General features: G+C 71.6%; 10 protein-coding genes. 9 read left to right on the plus strand and 1 reads right to left on the minus strand.

From position 1 onward, the window contains the following. Positions 1-276 precede the first annotated feature (276 nt). From leuS to holA, 8 genes are all read left to right on the plus strand, one after another. Positions 277-3,165, plus strand: a complete 2,889-nt coding sequence (gene leuS, locus ACFYW7_RS02215; protein ID WP_389497089.1) for a leucine--tRNA ligase — start codon at positions 277-279, stop codon at positions 3,163-3,165. A 170-nt stretch (positions 3,166-3,335) separates the two neighbouring features. Further along, on the plus strand, positions 3,336-4,064 hold the full coding sequence (locus ACFYW7_RS02220) for a hypothetical protein (protein ID WP_389497090.1): 729 nt from the start codon (positions 3,336-3,338) through the stop codon (positions 4,062-4,064). 72 nt (positions 4,065-4,136) lie between these two features. Continuing rightward, positions 4,137-4,982, plus strand: coding sequence for a DegV family protein (locus tag ACFYW7_RS02225; RefSeq protein WP_389497091.1), 846 nt, complete (start codon positions 4,137-4,139; stop codon positions 4,980-4,982). 126 nt (positions 4,983-5,108) lie between these two features. Then, positions 5,109-6,311, plus strand: a complete 1,203-nt coding sequence (locus tag ACFYW7_RS02230) for a ComEA family DNA-binding protein (RefSeq protein WP_389497092.1) — start codon at positions 5,109-5,111, stop codon at positions 6,309-6,311. 446 nt (positions 6,312-6,757) lie between these two features. After that, positions 6,758-9,328 (plus strand): ComEC/Rec2 family competence protein, encoded by a 2,571-nt coding sequence (locus ACFYW7_RS02235; protein WP_389497093.1) that lies wholly within the window; start codon positions 6,758-6,760, stop codon positions 9,326-9,328. A 4-nt stretch (positions 9,329-9,332) separates the two neighbouring features. Continuing rightward, entirely contained in the window at positions 9,333-10,172 is an 840-nt protein-coding gene (locus tag ACFYW7_RS02240) for an arylamine N-acetyltransferase (protein ID WP_389497094.1), read from the plus strand. A 182-nt stretch (positions 10,173-10,354) separates the two neighbouring features. Then, on the plus strand, positions 10,355-10,600 hold the full coding sequence (locus ACFYW7_RS02245; protein WP_389497095.1) for a hypothetical protein: 246 nt from the start codon (positions 10,355-10,357) through the stop codon (positions 10,598-10,600). Between the two features lie 432 nt (positions 10,601-11,032). After that, positions 11,033-12,019, plus strand: a complete 987-nt coding sequence (gene holA / locus ACFYW7_RS02250) for a DNA polymerase III subunit delta (RefSeq protein WP_389497096.1) — start codon at positions 11,033-11,035, stop codon at positions 12,017-12,019. Between the two features lie 516 nt (positions 12,020-12,535). Here the strand turns inward: holA and rpsT are convergent. Continuing rightward, positions 12,536-12,802, minus strand: coding sequence for a 30S ribosomal protein S20 (gene rpsT, locus ACFYW7_RS02255; protein ID WP_261702665.1), 267 nt, complete (start codon positions 12,800-12,802; stop codon positions 12,536-12,538). Between the two features lie 359 nt (positions 12,803-13,161). Here rpsT and lepA point away from each other — a divergent pair, with 359 nt between their 5' ends. Beyond that, positions 13,162-15,030, plus strand: coding sequence for a translation elongation factor 4 (gene lepA / locus ACFYW7_RS02260; RefSeq protein ID WP_389497097.1), 1,869 nt, complete (start codon positions 13,162-13,164; stop codon positions 15,028-15,030). The last annotated feature ends 89 nt before the right edge of the window (positions 15,031-15,119 follow it).

Genomic DNA, 15,119 nt, shown 5'->3' on the forward strand with positions numbered 1-15,119 from the left:
AAAATTTGAACTTCGTTCAACATATTTTTTTAGGATCGCGGGGGTCCTGCGGCGTGTCGCGTGGTCCTGGAAGCTCGTCGCGGCTCGCGCGGGGGCTGGGGTACCCTGACGCCATGCGTGCCGTACGCCTTCTGCTTAGCGAGCCGCGCTGATCAGTCCCGACCGCTGACGAATCGTGGTCGGCATCGGCGCGGCGTCCCCTCCTGTGCGAGGGGATTTTTCGTTTCCTGAATGTCGCAGCCGCTGGCAGAGACGATCGATGGAGCTTTGAGGATCATGAGCGAGACGAACACCGCTGCCCCCGCCGAGGTGGCCGCGCCGCACCGCTACACGGCCGCCCTGGCCGCTGACATCGAGGCACGCTGGCAGGACTTCTGGGACGCCGAGGGTACGTACGAGGCCCCGAACCCGACCGGTGACCTGGCCGGGGATCCCGAGCTGGCCGCCAGGCCCAAGAAGTTCATCATGGACATGTTCCCCTATCCCTCGGGTGCGGGACTGCACGTGGGTCACCCCCTGGGGTACATCGCCACCGACGTGTACGCCCGGTTCCAGCGGATGACGGGCCACAACGTCCTGCACACCCTGGGCTTCGACGCCTTCGGCCTGCCCGCCGAGCAGTACGCCGTGCAGACGGGCACGCACCCGCGCGTGTCCACCGAGGCCAACATGGAGAACATGAAGGTCCAGCTGCGCGCGCTGGGCCTGGGCCACGACAAGCGCCGGTCGTTCGCCACGATCGACCCGGAGTACTACAAGTGGACGCAGTGGATCTTCCTGCAGATCTTCAACTCCTGGTACGACGACGAGGCCGGCAAGGCCCGTCCCGTCTCCGCGCTGGTAGCCCAGTTCGAGAGCGGTGAGCGCGCCGTCCCCGTCGCCGGCGGCACCACGCGCGCGTGGAACGAGCTGAGCGCCACCGAGCGCGCCGACGTCCTGAGCGGCTACCGCCTGGCGTACGCCTCCGACGCGCCGGTCAACTGGTGCCCCGGCCTGGGCACCGTCCTGGCCAACGAGGAGGTCACCGCCGACGGCCGTTCCGAGCGCGGCAACTTCCCCGTCTTCAAGGCCAAGCTGCGCCAGTGGAACATGCGCATCACCGCCTACGCCGACCGGCTGCTGGACGACCTGGACGCGCTGGACTGGCCCGAGGCCATCAAACTGCAGCAGCGCAACTGGATCGGCCGTTCCGAGGGCGCCCGCGTCGACTTCCCCGTCGACGGCGAGGCGATCACGGTCTTCACGACCCGCCAGGACACCCTGTTCGGCGCCACCTACATGGTGCTGGCCCCGGAACACCCGCTGGTCGAGAAGTTCACCCCGGCCGCCTGGCCCGAGGGCACCCACGACGTGTGGACCGGCGGTCACGCGACGCCCGCCGAGGCCGTCGCCGCCTACCGCGCGCAGGCCGCCTCGAAGTCCGACGTCGAGCGACAGGCCGAGGCCAAGGACAAGACCGGCGTCTTCACCGGCGTGTTCGCGACCAACCCGGTCAACGGCGAGAAGGTCCCGGTCTTCATCGCGGACTACGTGCTGATGGGCTACGGCACCGGCGCGATCATGGCCGTCCCGGCCCACGACACCCGCGACTTCGCGTTCGCGCGCGCCTTCGAACTGCCCATGCGTTGTGTCGTCGAGCCTTCGGACGACCGCGGCACCGACCCCGCCGACTGGGACGACGCCTTCGCCTCGTACGACGCGAAGATCGTCAACTCCGCCGGTGACGAGGTCTCCCTGGACGGCCTGGGCGTCGTCGACGCCAAGGCGCGTGTCACGGAGTGGCTGGAGCGCCGGGGCATCGGCGAGGGCACCGTCAACTTCCGGCTGCGCGACTGGCTGTTCAGCCGCCAGCGCTACTGGGGCGAGCCCTTCCCGATCGTCTACGACGAGGACGGCGTCGCCCACCCGCTGCCCGAGTCGATGCTGCCCCTGGAGCTGCCGGAGGTCGAGGACTACTCGCCGCGCACCTTCGACCCGGACGACGCGAACACGTCCCCGGAGACTCCGCTGTCCCGCAACGAGGACTGGGTGGCCGTCACCCTGGACCTGGGCGACGGCCGGGGCCCGCAGAAGTACCGCCGCGAGACCAACACCATGCCCAACTGGGCCGGTTCCTGCTGGTACGAGCTGCGCTACCTGGACCCGCACAACGACCAGAAGCTGGTCGACCCGGCCATCGAGCAGTACTGGATGGGACCGCGCGAGGGACAGCCCACCGGTGGCGTCGACCTGTACGTCGGCGGTGCCGAGCACGCCGTGCTGCACCTGCTGTACGCGCGCTTCTGGTCGAAGGTCCTGTTCGACCTGGGCCACATCTCGTCGGCCGAGCCGTTCCACAAGCTGTTCAACCAGGGCATGATCCAGGCCTACGTCTACCGCGACAGCCGCGGCATCGCCGTGCCGGCGACCGAGGTGGAGGAGCGCGACGGCGCCTACTTCCACCAGGGCGAGAAGGTCTCCAGGCTGCTGGGCAAGATGGGCAAGTCCCTGAAGAACGCGGTCACTCCCGACGAGATCTGCGCCGAGTACGGAGCGGACACCCTGCGTCTGTACGAGATGGCGATGGGTCCCCTGGACGTGTCCCGGCCGTGGGACACGCGCGCGGTGGTGGGCCAGTACCGGCTGCTGCAGCGGCTGTGGCGCAACGTCGTCGACGAGGCGACCGGTGACGTCACGGTGGTCGACACCGAGCCGGACGAGAACACCCTGCGCGCCCTGCACAAGGCTGTCGACGGGGTACGCCAGGACCTGGAGGGCATGCGGTTCAACACCGCCATCGCCAAGGTCACCGAGCTGAACAACCACCTGACCAAGGCGGGCGGCCCGCTGGCCCGCCCGGTCGCCGAGGCCCTGGTGCTGATGGTCGCGCCGCTGGCCCCGCACATCGCCGAGGAGCTGTGGCGCAAGCTGGGCCACACCGGATCGGTCGTCCACCGGGACTTCCCGGTCGCCGACCCCGCGTACGTCGTCGACGAGGCCGTGACCTGCGTCGTGCAGATCAAGGGCAAGGTCAAGGCGCGCCTGGAGGTCTCCCCCTCGATCTCCGACGAGGAGCTGGAGAAGGTGGCGCTGGCCGACGCCAAGGTCGTCGCGGCGCTGGACGGCGCGGGAATCCGCAAGGTGATCGTGCGCGCGCCGAAGCTGGTGAACATCGTCACGACCTAGTCCGCACGGCGTGACGGGTGCCGGGCCCCGGCCCGACGCCCGTCACGCGGCCGGGTCGGGGTCGTCCCCTACGGGCAGGTTCGGGGTTCTTCCGGAACTCCGAACCTGCCCGCAGCGTTTACCGTTGAGAGTGTGGCGACACTCGCCGCGACCGGCCGAGGAGGAGTGTGATGGGAACAGTGATCACCGTGATCGCTCTGCTCTTCCTACTGTTCGTGGTGTTCGGCGCGTACGCGACCGTCAAGGTGATCGGCGCCGCCAAGCGCGGCGTGGACCGCACGATCTCGCAGGCCCGCCGCACGGTCGAGGACACCACCTTGCGCGCGAAGACCTTCGCCCAGCCCGGACCCCAGGGCGAGCTCGCCCAGCTCCGGCTGACGCTGCGCAGGTCGATGCGCGCCACTCAGGACGCGCTGCACGCGAGCGCGGCGGAGGACGAGTCCCTGAAGGAATCGCTGAGCCTCTTCGAGCGGCTCAGCGCGCACGGCCACGAGCTGGACGCGGAACTGAAGCGACTGGAGACCGAGCCCGACCGGGGCACGCTCGCCAGCCGGCTGCCCGGCCTGCGCGAACGCGCCGAGCGGATCACGCGGTCCGCGGACTCGCTGCGCTGGGCCGCCCGCGACCGGGCCCACCGCTTCGCGGGCGACGACCTGGACACCCTGAGTGCCCAGATCGACGTGGAGGCCGGGGCGTTGCGTCACTGGACCCAGGAGCCGGGGCCCGCCTCCTGGCCCGAGGCTCCCACCACGGACGCGGACGGTTCCGGCGGACAGACCTGGCCCGGGGCTCCCGAGCCCGGTACGCCGGAGCAGCCGACGCGTGCCGCCATCAAGCCGCCGGCCCAACGTCCCACCTACCCCTGGCAGAAGAAGCCCCGCCCCGAGAGCACGACGTGATCCGGCCGTGTCGACCGCGGGTGGGAGGGGCCGGGCTGCCGCGCACCCGCCCCGCCAGGTAATCTCCAGCTCATGTCCCGCCATGTCGCGATCGTCACCGATTCAACGGCCTACCTGCCGCCGCGGACGATGGAGCGCCATGGCATCACAGCGGTCCCCCTGACGGTGGTCCTCGGTGACCAGGCGCTCGAAGAGGGCACCGAGATCTCGGCCCGCTCCCTGGCCCAGGCGCTGCAGAAGCGGCGCCCCGTCACGACATCCCGGCCCAGCCCCGAGACGTTCGCCGCGACCTATCGCAGGGTCGCCGAGTCCGGTGCCACCGGCATCGTCTCCCTGCACCTGTCCTCCGAGTTCTCGGGCACCTACGACGCCGCCGTGCTCGCGGGGCGCGACGCCCCGGTACCGGTGCGTGTGGTGGACACCGGGATGGTCGCGATGGCGCTCGGGTTCTGCGCGCTGGCCGCGGCCGAGTCCGCGGAGGCGGGGGGCACCGTCGACGAGGCGGTCACGGCCGCCGAGAAGCGGGCGGCGGGAACATCCGCGTACTTCTACGTCGACACCCTCGACTACCTGCGCCGTGGCGGCAGGATCGGGGCCGCGCAGGCGCTGCTGGGTTCGGCGCTCGCGGTGAAGCCGCTGCTGCAGCTTCACGACGGCCGCATCGAACTCCTCGAGAAGGTCCGGACGGCGTCCAAGGCGATCGCCCGCCTCGAGGAGATCGTCGCCGACCGTGCGGGCGGCGCGCAGGTCGACATCGCCGTTCACCATCTGGCGGCCCCCGAGCGTGCCTCGGCGCTCGCGGACCGGTTGCGGGCACGGGTGCCGGGTATCGCCGCGTTGCACGTGAGCGAGGTGGGCGCGGTGATCGGAGCCCACACGGGTCCGGGACTGCTCGGGGTGGTCGTGTCGCCTCGTTGAGGCGGCCCTCTGCTCTGCTTGTGCCTGGCGCCCGTGAGGGTGACGGGGTTATCCACAACCAGGGCGTTCTCCACCGGAATTGAGCAAGATCATCGCGAGGGTGCCGGGATGCCGGATTCTCGTCGCATGGCACTTCGATCAAGCTCACGCACTGCCACGCCGACCAGTGGACCCGGTCGCGGCCCCGCCTCCGACAGCCGCGGCCGGCATCGACCTCGGCATCCACGAGGCCGCACCCGTCGCCACGAGGTGTCGGCCTCGGCCCTCCGCCTGCGCGCCGAAGCGCTCTTCGTCGAACGCCCGGGAGGCAGAAGGGAGTCGGGGAACGCGCCACCGGGAGCCGACCGCGATGCCGGGGACGGCCCCGGCACGAACACGGCGGTGGATACGCGAGTTGCGGCCGACATTCGGCGACCCCGATACGGCCAGGTCCGCACCGACGGCCGTGACAGGGGTCCGGAGACGGACGGGACTGACGGGACTGACGGGACGGACCGGACCCGCTGGCCGGACCGCTCACGGACCGGCCGGGCGGCCGCCACCAGCGCGCCGACGACGGGGACGGGCAGGAGCGTGCCGGTCGTGGAGGCGGGCGGCTGGCGGGACAGGGCCGGGCTCGCCGTGCGGGAACGGATGCCGTTGTGGTTGCAGTCCAGGTGCGGTCTCGAGCGCAGGAGCGCGGCGGCGTTGACCGTGCTGCTGGCCGTCGCCGCCGTCTTCGCCCTCCAGCACTTCTGGGCCGGCAGGACCCAGCCGGTCCGGGCTCCTGAAGTGGTGCGCGCGGCGGCGCCGTTCGGCGGGAAGAGCGGGCCGCGCAAGTCGCCGGGCACGGAGTCCGGGGCCCCGGCCGCAGCCTCGAACACCGGGGCCGTCGGGACCACGATCGTCGTGGACGTCGGTGGGAAGGTGCGCGTCCGCGGACTCCAGCGGTTGCCGGCGGGGTCCCGTGTCGAGGACGCCCTGCGAGCCGCCGGAGGGGTGCGGCCCGGCACGGACACGGACGGTCTCAACCGTGCGCGGCTGCTCGTGGACGGCGAACAGATCGTGGTCGGCGCGCCCGTGCCCGTCGCGGGGGCGGGAGCGGGCGGTCCGGGTCCGGTCGGGTCCGGAGGATCCGTGGCGGGAGCGGCACCCTCCTCGCCGGTTGCCCTGAACACGGCCACCGTCGACCAGTTGGACGGCCTGCCCGGCGTCGGTCCTGTCCTGGCCCGGCACATCGTCGACTACCGCACGACGCACGGAGGGTTCCGCTCCGTCGACGAACTCCGCGAGGTCAACGGCATCGGGGACCGCCGATTCGCCGACCTGCGCCCGCTGGTGCGGCCATGAGGCATTCAGGGAGGAGGGTCAGGATCACGATCCCGGCGACGAGCACGTGCCGTGGTGCGCCCTTGGCCGGGAACGGGCGTGCCGGACGTCGTGCGGGACGTGCCGGGCCGGCCGGGTCCGCGACGCGGGACCGACGGGGAGGGCTGGTCACCCGACGGACGCGCGGGCCTGGGGGAGCGAGCGGGCAGTCAGGCCGGGCGGCGACGCCGGCGCCGCGTGGGTTGGGGAGCGCGGGAGGGGAGGGCGAAGGCGAATCGGAAGCGGTACGAGAAGCGGCTATGACGCGAGAGCCGCGAGGACTGGTGGGGGAGGGCGAATCGGAAGCGACGCGAGAGCCGGGCATGACGCGAGAGCCACGCGGGCCGGTGGGGGCGAGGGAGGTCGGTGAGTCGGATGACCGTCCGCCGCGCCCGTCGGGACTCCCCGGCGCCACCGACCGCAGGTCCGTGCACGCCGCCTCGGGCGGACGCCTTGGCGCCTCGCACCCCAGGACGGAAGGGCCCGCGGACCTTCGGCTGGTGGGCCCCGCGGCAGCGGTCTGGCTCACGGCGGCCGTGACGGTCGGGCTGTCGCCGGGCTGGGTCACGGGCGTGGTGGCGGTGTCCCTGGTGGCGGGCTGCGCAGTGCTGGCGGTCGGGCGGCGGGACACGATCAAGGAGCGGCGCGAAGACGGCGCCACGAGACGGCCGGACGAGCGTGCGGGGCGGAGTGACGCGCCTGCCGGGCGGGGACGAGCGGTCGCGCGGCCGGAGTCGTCACCATGGGTGGCGGTCGCCGCCGTGCTGCTCTGCGTCGGCGCGGCCGCGGCCTCCGCCGGGTTGCACGGAGCGGACCTGCGACGCGGACCGGTTCCCGCGCTCGCGAAGCGGTACGCCGACGTGATCGCCGAGGTGGAGATCACCTCCGATCCACGGCTCACCCGCCCCCGCGTCAGCGGGGACCGGGTCGTTCCGACCGGGGTGGTGTTCGACGCGAGGGTCACCCGGGTCACGCCGGTGGGCGGCGAGGCGCTGGCCACGCGGACACCGGTGCTCGTGGTCGTCGACGCGCGCACGCGACGCGGTTCGCCCCGGGCGGTCGAGCGCTCGCCCTGGTTGTCGCTGCTGCCGTCCACCCGGCTGCGGGTGGCGGCCAGGATCGTGCCCGCTCTGTCGGACGGGGACGACATCGCCGCGGTGCTGCGGGTACGGGGGAGCGTCCCGCCGGAGGTGGTGGCGGGGCCGTCCGGGCCGCAGCGGTTCGCCGGCCGGCTGCGCGAAGGACTGCGGGAGGCGACCGACGGCCTGGACACGGACGCGCGGGCGCTGTTGCCGGGGCTGGTGGTGGGGGACACCTCGCGTGTCCCGCCGGAGCTGGACGACGCTTTCAAGGCCACCGATCTCACCCATCTCCTCGCTGTCAGTGGAGGCAACCTCGTCATCATCCTCGCGTTGTTCATCGGGCCGCCGGGTCTCGCCCAGAGGGTCGAGCGCCGAGGTCTCGCAGCCTGGCTCGGCCTGCCGCTCCGGGCGACCGCGATGCTCGGCGGAGCGATCACCCTCGCCTTCGTGATCGTGTGCCGACCGGACCCGAGCGTGCTCCGGGCTGCGGCCTGCGGTTCGGTCGCGCTGCTCGCCATCGCGACCGGACGCCGCCGGTCCCTGATTCCGGCCCTGGCCACGGCGGTGCTGCTCCTGGTGCTGTACGACCCCTGGCTGTCCCGGAGTTACGGCTTCCTGCTCTCCGTTCTCGCGACCGGAGCCCTGCTCACGCTCGCCCCGCGCTGGAGCAGGGCGCTTCAGCGGCGCCGGGTGCCTCCGAGGTTGGCCGAGGCGCTCGCCGCGGCCGCCGCGGCCCAGGCCCTGTGCGCGCCCGTGGTCGTCATGCTGTCGGCCCGGGTGAGTCTGGTGGCGGTACCGTGCAACCTGCTCGCGGAGTTCGCGGTCGCGCCGGCCACGGTGCTGGGTTTCGGGACGCTGGCGGCGGCTCCCGTGGCGATGCCGGTGGCCAAGGCCCTGGCGTGGTGCGCGAGTTGGCCCGTGCGATGGGTCGCCGACATCGGGCGGACGGGGGCGGCCCAGCCCGGTGGGGGAGTGGACTGGCCGGGCAGTTGGACGGGAGCCCTCCTGCTGGCCCTGGTCGTGGTGGTCGTCGTGGTCGCCGGTCGGAGGCTGCTGAGGCATCCGCTGCTGAGCGCCGTCTGCGCGGTGCTGTTCCTTCTGGTGGTGGTGGAGCCGCCGCCGCTCACCCGTGTGATCACGGGGTGGCCGCCGGCGGGCTGGAGGTTCGCGCTATGTGATGTGGGCCAGGGCGACGCGGGGGTCCTGGCGGCGGGTGACGGCAGTGCCGTGGTGGTGGACGCCGGGCCCGACCCGGTGCTGGTCGACCGCTGCCTGAGCACGCTCGGCGTCACCAGGATCCCGCTCGTCGTCCTGACACATTTTCACGCCGACCATGTCGCGGGGCTGCCGGGCGTGCTCCACGGGCGCTCGGTGGGCGCGATCGAGACGACGGGGTTCGAAGAGCCCCCTGAGCAGGCAGAGTTCGTACGAAGGGAGGCGGACGCACGGCACATTCCGCTGACTCGGGCCGTGGCGGGGGAGCGGCGGCGTACGGGAGACCTCGACTGGCGCGTGCTGTGGCCGCCACCGGACCCTGCCCCGGTCCCGGACGGTCCGAACGACGCGAGCGTCACCCTGCTCGTGCGGTCCGCGGGGTTGCGGCTCCTGTTGCTGGGAGACCTGGAGCCACCCGCGCAGCGGGCCCTGTCGAGATCACCGGAGGCCGGGGAACTGGGCGGAGTGGACGTGCTCAAGGTCGCCCATCACGGGTCGGCCTATCAGGATCCGGAACTCATGCGCAGAGTGGCGCCGCGACTCGCGCTCATCTCCGTCGGCGGCGACAACCGGTACGGGCACCCTGCCCCGAGTACGGTCGCGGCCCTGCGAGCCGGGGGAGCGGTGGTGGTGCGCACCGACGAGGAGGGGGCGCTGGCGGTCAGCGGTGTGGGCGACGGGCTGAGCGTGGCAGGACAATGAGGACATGAACTCCGCACAGGCCGACGCCTATCTTCGCCGGATCGGGGCCCAGCACCCGGCCTGGCCCACGTCCGATGTGCTTCGTGACCTTCAGCTGCGCCATCTTCGGACGGTTCCGTTCGAGAACCTGTCGATCCATCTCGGCGAGGAGATCGTGCTGGAGGAGAAGAGACTGCTGGACAAGGTGGTGGGCGCTCGCAGAGGAGGCTTCTGCTACGAGTTGAACGGTGCCTTCGGGGCGTTGCTGGGGGCGTTGGGCTTCGACGTGACGCTGCTCGCGGCGCGGGTGTACGGAGACGAGGGGAAGCCCGGGATTCCCTTCGACCATCTCGCGCTGCGGGTGCGGACGGTGGACGGGGGTGACTGGCTGACCGATGTGGGGTTCGGGGCGCACAGCCACTACCCGTTGGCCTTCGGGGAGCGGGGGGAGCAGCAGGATCCCGGCGGAGTGTTCCGGGTCGTGGAATCGGGCCCGGACGCGGCGGGAGTGCGCGGTGCCGGAGGATCGCGGGAGCGCGAGGACCTCGACGTCCTCATGGGCGGCAAGCGCCAGTACCGCCTGGAGGTTCGGCCTCGGGCGCTCGGGGACTTCGTGGCCGGCGCGTGGTGGCACCGCACCTCGCCGCTGTCCCACTTCACCCGCTCACTGGTCTGCTCGCGGGTCACGGAGGACGGCGGGCGGATCACACTCAGCGGCCGCAGGTTCACGGTGACGGCGGCCGACGGGACCAAGGAGGTGTCCGAACCGGCCACCGACGAGGAGGTGCTGGCCTGCTACCGGGACCGCTTCGGAATCGAACTGGACCGGGTCCCGGAAGTCGGGGGAACGCGGGGAACGCGGTGACTCCGGCCCGGCGGTCCCCGGAGCGTGGTGAGCAGCCGGCTCGGACGACGGTGAGCCGGGCGGTCGAGGAGACCGGGGTCGGGCGGGCCGCCAGGGCGCGGCGGTGAGGCGGCCGGGCCGGGCCGCCGACCCTAGGGCGGCCCCCGGCGTCGGCCGCTCCGGGCGTATCGGAAAATGTTCACGTGAGCGATGTGAGACATGTGCTGGTGCTGCCCGACCGTGATGCCGCGGAAGAGGCGGCGGAGGCCGTAGGTGACCGGTTCGGGCTTCTTGAGGAGCCGCAGCTGGTCCGCGATGCCCTGGCGGGCGAGGACGACGCCGAGGACGCACAGTGGCTGGTGGTGCTGACGGACCCCGGGACGGGGCTGGACCCGAAGGAACTGGACGAGTTCGCGGCGGAGTGGGACGGCTGGCACGAGGAGCCGTAGCCCGAACCGGGGAGGAGCCGGAATCGGCGGGGGTTCCTGCCCGGGGCGGCAGAAGACCTGGCCGGGGCGGGAACCGTGGTTGTAGCTGTGGCCCGAGCCGAGCCGAGCCGAGCCGAGCCGAGCGGGTTGGGCAGGGCCGGAGCGCTGGACCGTACCCGTGCGCAGGGCAGGCGGGCCAGGGGAGCTGTGGCCGTGGCCGCGCCGAGGGCGGGGCGGGAGCGCGGGGCCGTGGACGTGCCGGGGGCAGGAACGGCGTGTCGGGTCGTGCCCGTGCCGGGGGCAGGAACGGGAGCGCTGGGTCGTAGCCGCGCCGGGGGCAGGAGCGGGAGCCTGGGGCGTGTCCGGGGCGCCGGGCAAGGGGCGGGAGTTCGCTCGCGTGGGGGTCGCGGCTCGCGGCACCTGTTGTCGGTGGCGCGTGGGATGCTTTCGGGGATGGCCAAGAAGACCGCACAAGACGACCCTCTCGCCCCTGTCACGCTGGCAGTGGGCCAGGAGGATCTCCTGCTCGACCGTGCCGTGCAGGAGGTGGTGGCCGCCGCCCGGGCCGCCGACGCCGACACGGACGTACGGGACCTCACCCCGGACCAGTTGCAGCCCGGCACGCTCGCCGAGCTGACGAGTCCGTCGCTCTTCTCCGAGCGCAAGGTCGTGGTCGTACGCAACGCGCAGGATCTTTCGGCTGACACGATCAAGGACGTCAAGGCGTATCTGGGGTCGCCCGCCGAGGAGATCACCCTGGTGCTCCTGCACGCGGGCGGGGTCAAGGGCAAGGGGCTGCTCGACGCCGCGCGCAAGGCGGGGGCGCGGGAGGTGGCGTGTCCCAAGATGACGAAGCCGGCGGATCGGCTGGCGTTCGTGCGGAGCGAGTTCCGGGCGCTGGGCCGGGCCGCGACGCAGGAGGCCTGCCAGGCGCTGGTGGACTCCATCGGGAGCGATCTGCGCGAGTTGGCGTCCGCCGTGTCGCAGCTGACCGCGGATGTCGAGGGGACCATCGACGAGGCCGTCGTCGGGCGGTACTACACGGGGCGGGCCGAGGCCTCCAGCTTCACCGTGGCCGATCGGGCCGTGGAGGGGCGCGCCGCGGAGGCGTTGGAGGCCTTGCGATGGTCACTGTCGACCGGCGTGGCTCCCGTCCTGATCACCAGTGCGCTCGCGCAAGGGGTTCGGGCGATCGGCAAGCTGTCTTCCGCCCGGGGCGGCAGACCCGCGGACCTGGCGCGTGAGCTGGGGATGCCGCCGTGGAAGATCGACCGGGTGCGGCAGCAGATGCGGGGATGGACACCCGACGGGGTCGCCGCGGCCCTCACGGCCGTCGCCGCGGCGGACGCCGGGGTCAAGGGCGGCGGGGACGATCCCGAGTACGCCCTGGAGAAGGCGGTCGTGGCCATCGCCCGCGCCGCCCGCTCCGGCCGGCGATAGCACCTCGACGGGCACAGCGACTCGTCACGGGCAGCGCAAGCACCGCGACCGGCACCGGTGGAGGAAACACCGCGGTGACGGCACCGGCCACGACGCGGCGGCGGAAACACGGCGACCGCACCGGCCACGGCACCGGCAGCGCAAGCACCGCGACCGCACCGGCCCCAGCAGTTCGTCATGGGCAGCGCAAGCACCGCGACCGGCACCGGTGGCGGAAACACCGCGGCGGCACCGGCATCGGCCCCGACACCGGAATTACAGCGACCGCACGGGCCACGGCGCCGGCACCGGCGGTGGAAGTACCGCGGGGAAGTTCCTGGGTACACCGAAGGCCCCGCTCGGGCTCCCGGGGAAGGGAGGAGCGGGGCCTTCGGTTCAAGCCGGTGGATTCGCGCCCGCGTGGCGAACGCAGATCGTGCGCGAATCCGAGGTGTCGGGTCGGGAGCGGGAGAGAGGGCCCGCTCGGGTCCGGCCGACGGTCAAGTCAGGGGTTGAGCCCAGACGGACTCAGCCGACTCAGCCCTTGAGCGCGGCGACCTTCGAAGCAAGCGCCGACTTCTTGTTGGCGGCCTGGTTCTTGTGGATGACGCCCTTCGAGACGGCCTTGTCGAGAGCGCGCGACGCGGCGCGCGTGTACTCGGTGGCCTTCTCGACGTCACCCGCGGCAGACGCCTCGCGGGCCTTGCGGATCGCGGTCTTCAGGGAAGACTTGACGGCCTTGTTGCGCAGCCGGGCCTTCTCGTTGGTCTTGATCCGCTTGATCTGGGACTTGATGTTCGCCACGAATGAGCCTTTACAGGTTCAGGCGCGCGAGACAGCACGTCTCACTCGCCGTTTGATTTTCTTGGGCGTGTCTCCTGCTGAGAGGGCACGAGACACAGCCACCCAGGCTACCAGTCCCCGTGCGACCGGCCCAAACCCGGCCGCCCCGCCGCTGCTCGCGGACCCGGAACCGGTCCGCCCCCACCCGTGCGCCACTCGTGCCCGGCCCGTGCGCGCGAGCGCGGTCCGGGCTCGGGACAAGACGGCGGATGCCCCGCTCACGTGGCCCAAACCGGTCGCAGGTCCCCGCGCGTGGGACCATGGAGCCTACGTATCGATCCGACCCGAGGCGACAGGCGCCTCAAGAGACAGGACCCTGCGTGCCCGCGACCCCTAACAATGTGCCCGAGCCGAGCCGTACCGACCCGGCTCTGATCCGCAATTTCTGCATCATCGCGCACATCGACCACGGCAAGTCCACGCTCGCCGACCGCATGCTCCAGCTGACCGGGGTGGTCGACCCGCGGCAGATGCGTGCTCAGTACCTCGACCGTATGGACATCGAGCGCGAGCGTGGCATCACGATCAAGTCCCAGGCGGTCCGGCTGCCCTGGGCGCCGACCGAGGACCCGGGCAAGACCCACGTCCTCAACATGATCGACACCCCCGGGCACGTCGACTTCACGTACGAGGTGTCCCGGTCGCTCGCGGCCTGCGAGGGCACGGTGCTGCTCGTCGACGCGGCCCAGGGCATCGAGGCGCAGACTCTCGCCAACCTCTACCTGGCGATGGAGAACGACCTCAAGATCATCCCCGTACTGAACAAGATCGACCTGCCGGCCGCCCAGCCGGAGAAGTTCTCCGAGGAGCTCGCCAACCTCATCGGGTGCGACCCCGAGGACGTGCTGAAGGTCTCGGCCAAGACCGGCCTCGGCGTCGAGGCGCTGCTCGACAGGGTCGTCGCGGAGATCCCGGCCCCGATCGGCGTCCAGGACGCCCCGGCCCGCGCGATGATCTTCGACTCGGTCTACGACTCGTACCGCGGTGTCGTGACGTACGTCCGTGTCATCGACGGCCAGCTCAACAAGCGTGAGCGCATCAGGATGATGTCCACCGGCGCCACGCACGAGCTGCTGGAGATCGGCGTCTCGTCCCCCGAGATGAAGGCGGCCGACGGGCTCGGCGTCGGTGAGGTGGGTTACCTCATCACCGGCGTGAAGGACGTCCGTCAGTCCAAGGTCGGTGACACGATCACCACCCTGCACAAGGGCGCCACCGAGGCGCTCGGCGGGTACAAGGACCCCCGGCCCATGGTCTTCTCGGGCCTGTATCCGCTGGACGGCTCCGACTACCCCGAGCTGCGCGACGCCCTGGACAAGCTCCAGCTCAACGACGCGGCGCTGGTGTACGAGCCGGAGACGTCGGCGGCGCTGGGCTTCGGCTTCCGTGTCGGCTTCCTCGGCCTGCTGCACCTCGACGTGATCCGTGAGCGGCTGGAGCGCGAGTTCGGGCTCGACCTGATCGCGACCGCCCCGAACGTGGTCTACCGCGTCGAGATGGAGGACCGCAGCGAGCACACGGTCACCAACCCGAGCGAGTTCCCCGAGGGCAAGATCGACAAGGTGTTCGAGCCGGTCGTGCGGGCGACCATCCTCGCCCCCTCGGAGTTCATCGGCGCGATCATGGAGCTGTGCCAGACCCGGCGCGGCACCCTGCTCGGCATGGACTACCTCTCCGAGGACCGGGTCGAGATCCGCTACACCCTGCCGCTCGCGGAGATCGTCTTCGACTTCTTCGACCAGCTGAAGTCCAAGACGCGCGGCTACGCCTCGCTGGACTACGAGCCCACCGGCGAGCAGGCCTCCAGCCTGGTCAAGGTCGACATCCTGCTGCACGGCGACAAGGTCGACGCCTTCTCGGCGGTCACGCACAAGGACGCCGCGTACGCGTACGGAGTCCGGCTGGTCGCCAAGCTGCGCGAGCTGATCCCGCGGCAGGCCTTCGAGGTGCCCATCCAGGCGGCCATCGGCTCCCGGGTCATCGCCCGCGAGACCATCCGCGCCATCCGCAAGGACGTCCTCGCCAAGTGCTACGGCGGTGACATCTCCCGTAAGCGGAAGCTGCTGGAGAAGCAGAAGGAGGGCAAGAAGCGGATGAAGATGGTGGGCTCTGTGGAGGTTCCGCAGGAGGCCTTCATCGCCGTGCTGTCCAGCGACGACAGCGGCGGCTCGGCCAAGGGTAAGAAGTAGTCACGCCGAATGCCGTAATCCAGGGCCCGTCGCGCTTCGGCGCGGCGGGCCCTGTGCTTGTCTCCGGGTGATGTCCTGGAGGAAGTGAC

It is taken from the genome of Streptomyces sp. NPDC002580, assembly GCF_042889485.1.
In the GTDB taxonomy this organism is placed as follows: domain Bacteria; phylum Actinomycetota; class Actinomycetes; order Streptomycetales; family Streptomycetaceae; genus Streptomyces.

Coding starts and splice junctions, on each gene's coding strand:
- leuS (WP_389497089.1), top strand. CDS start 277: ATGAGCGAGACGAACACCGCTGCCCCCGCCGAGGTGGCCGCGCCGCAC.
- ACFYW7_RS02220 (WP_389497090.1), top strand. CDS start 3,336: ATGGGAACAGTGATCACCGTGATCGCTCTGCTCTTCCTACTGTTCGTG.
- ACFYW7_RS02225 (WP_389497091.1), top strand. CDS start 4,137: ATGTCCCGCCATGTCGCGATCGTCACCGATTCAACGGCCTACCTGCCG.
- ACFYW7_RS02230 (WP_389497092.1), top strand. CDS start 5,109: ATGGCACTTCGATCAAGCTCACGCACTGCCACGCCGACCAGTGGACCC.
- ACFYW7_RS02240 (WP_389497094.1), top strand. CDS start 9,333: ATGAACTCCGCACAGGCCGACGCCTATCTTCGCCGGATCGGGGCCCAG.
- holA (WP_389497096.1), top strand. CDS start 11,033: ATGGCCAAGAAGACCGCACAAGACGACCCTCTCGCCCCTGTCACGCTG.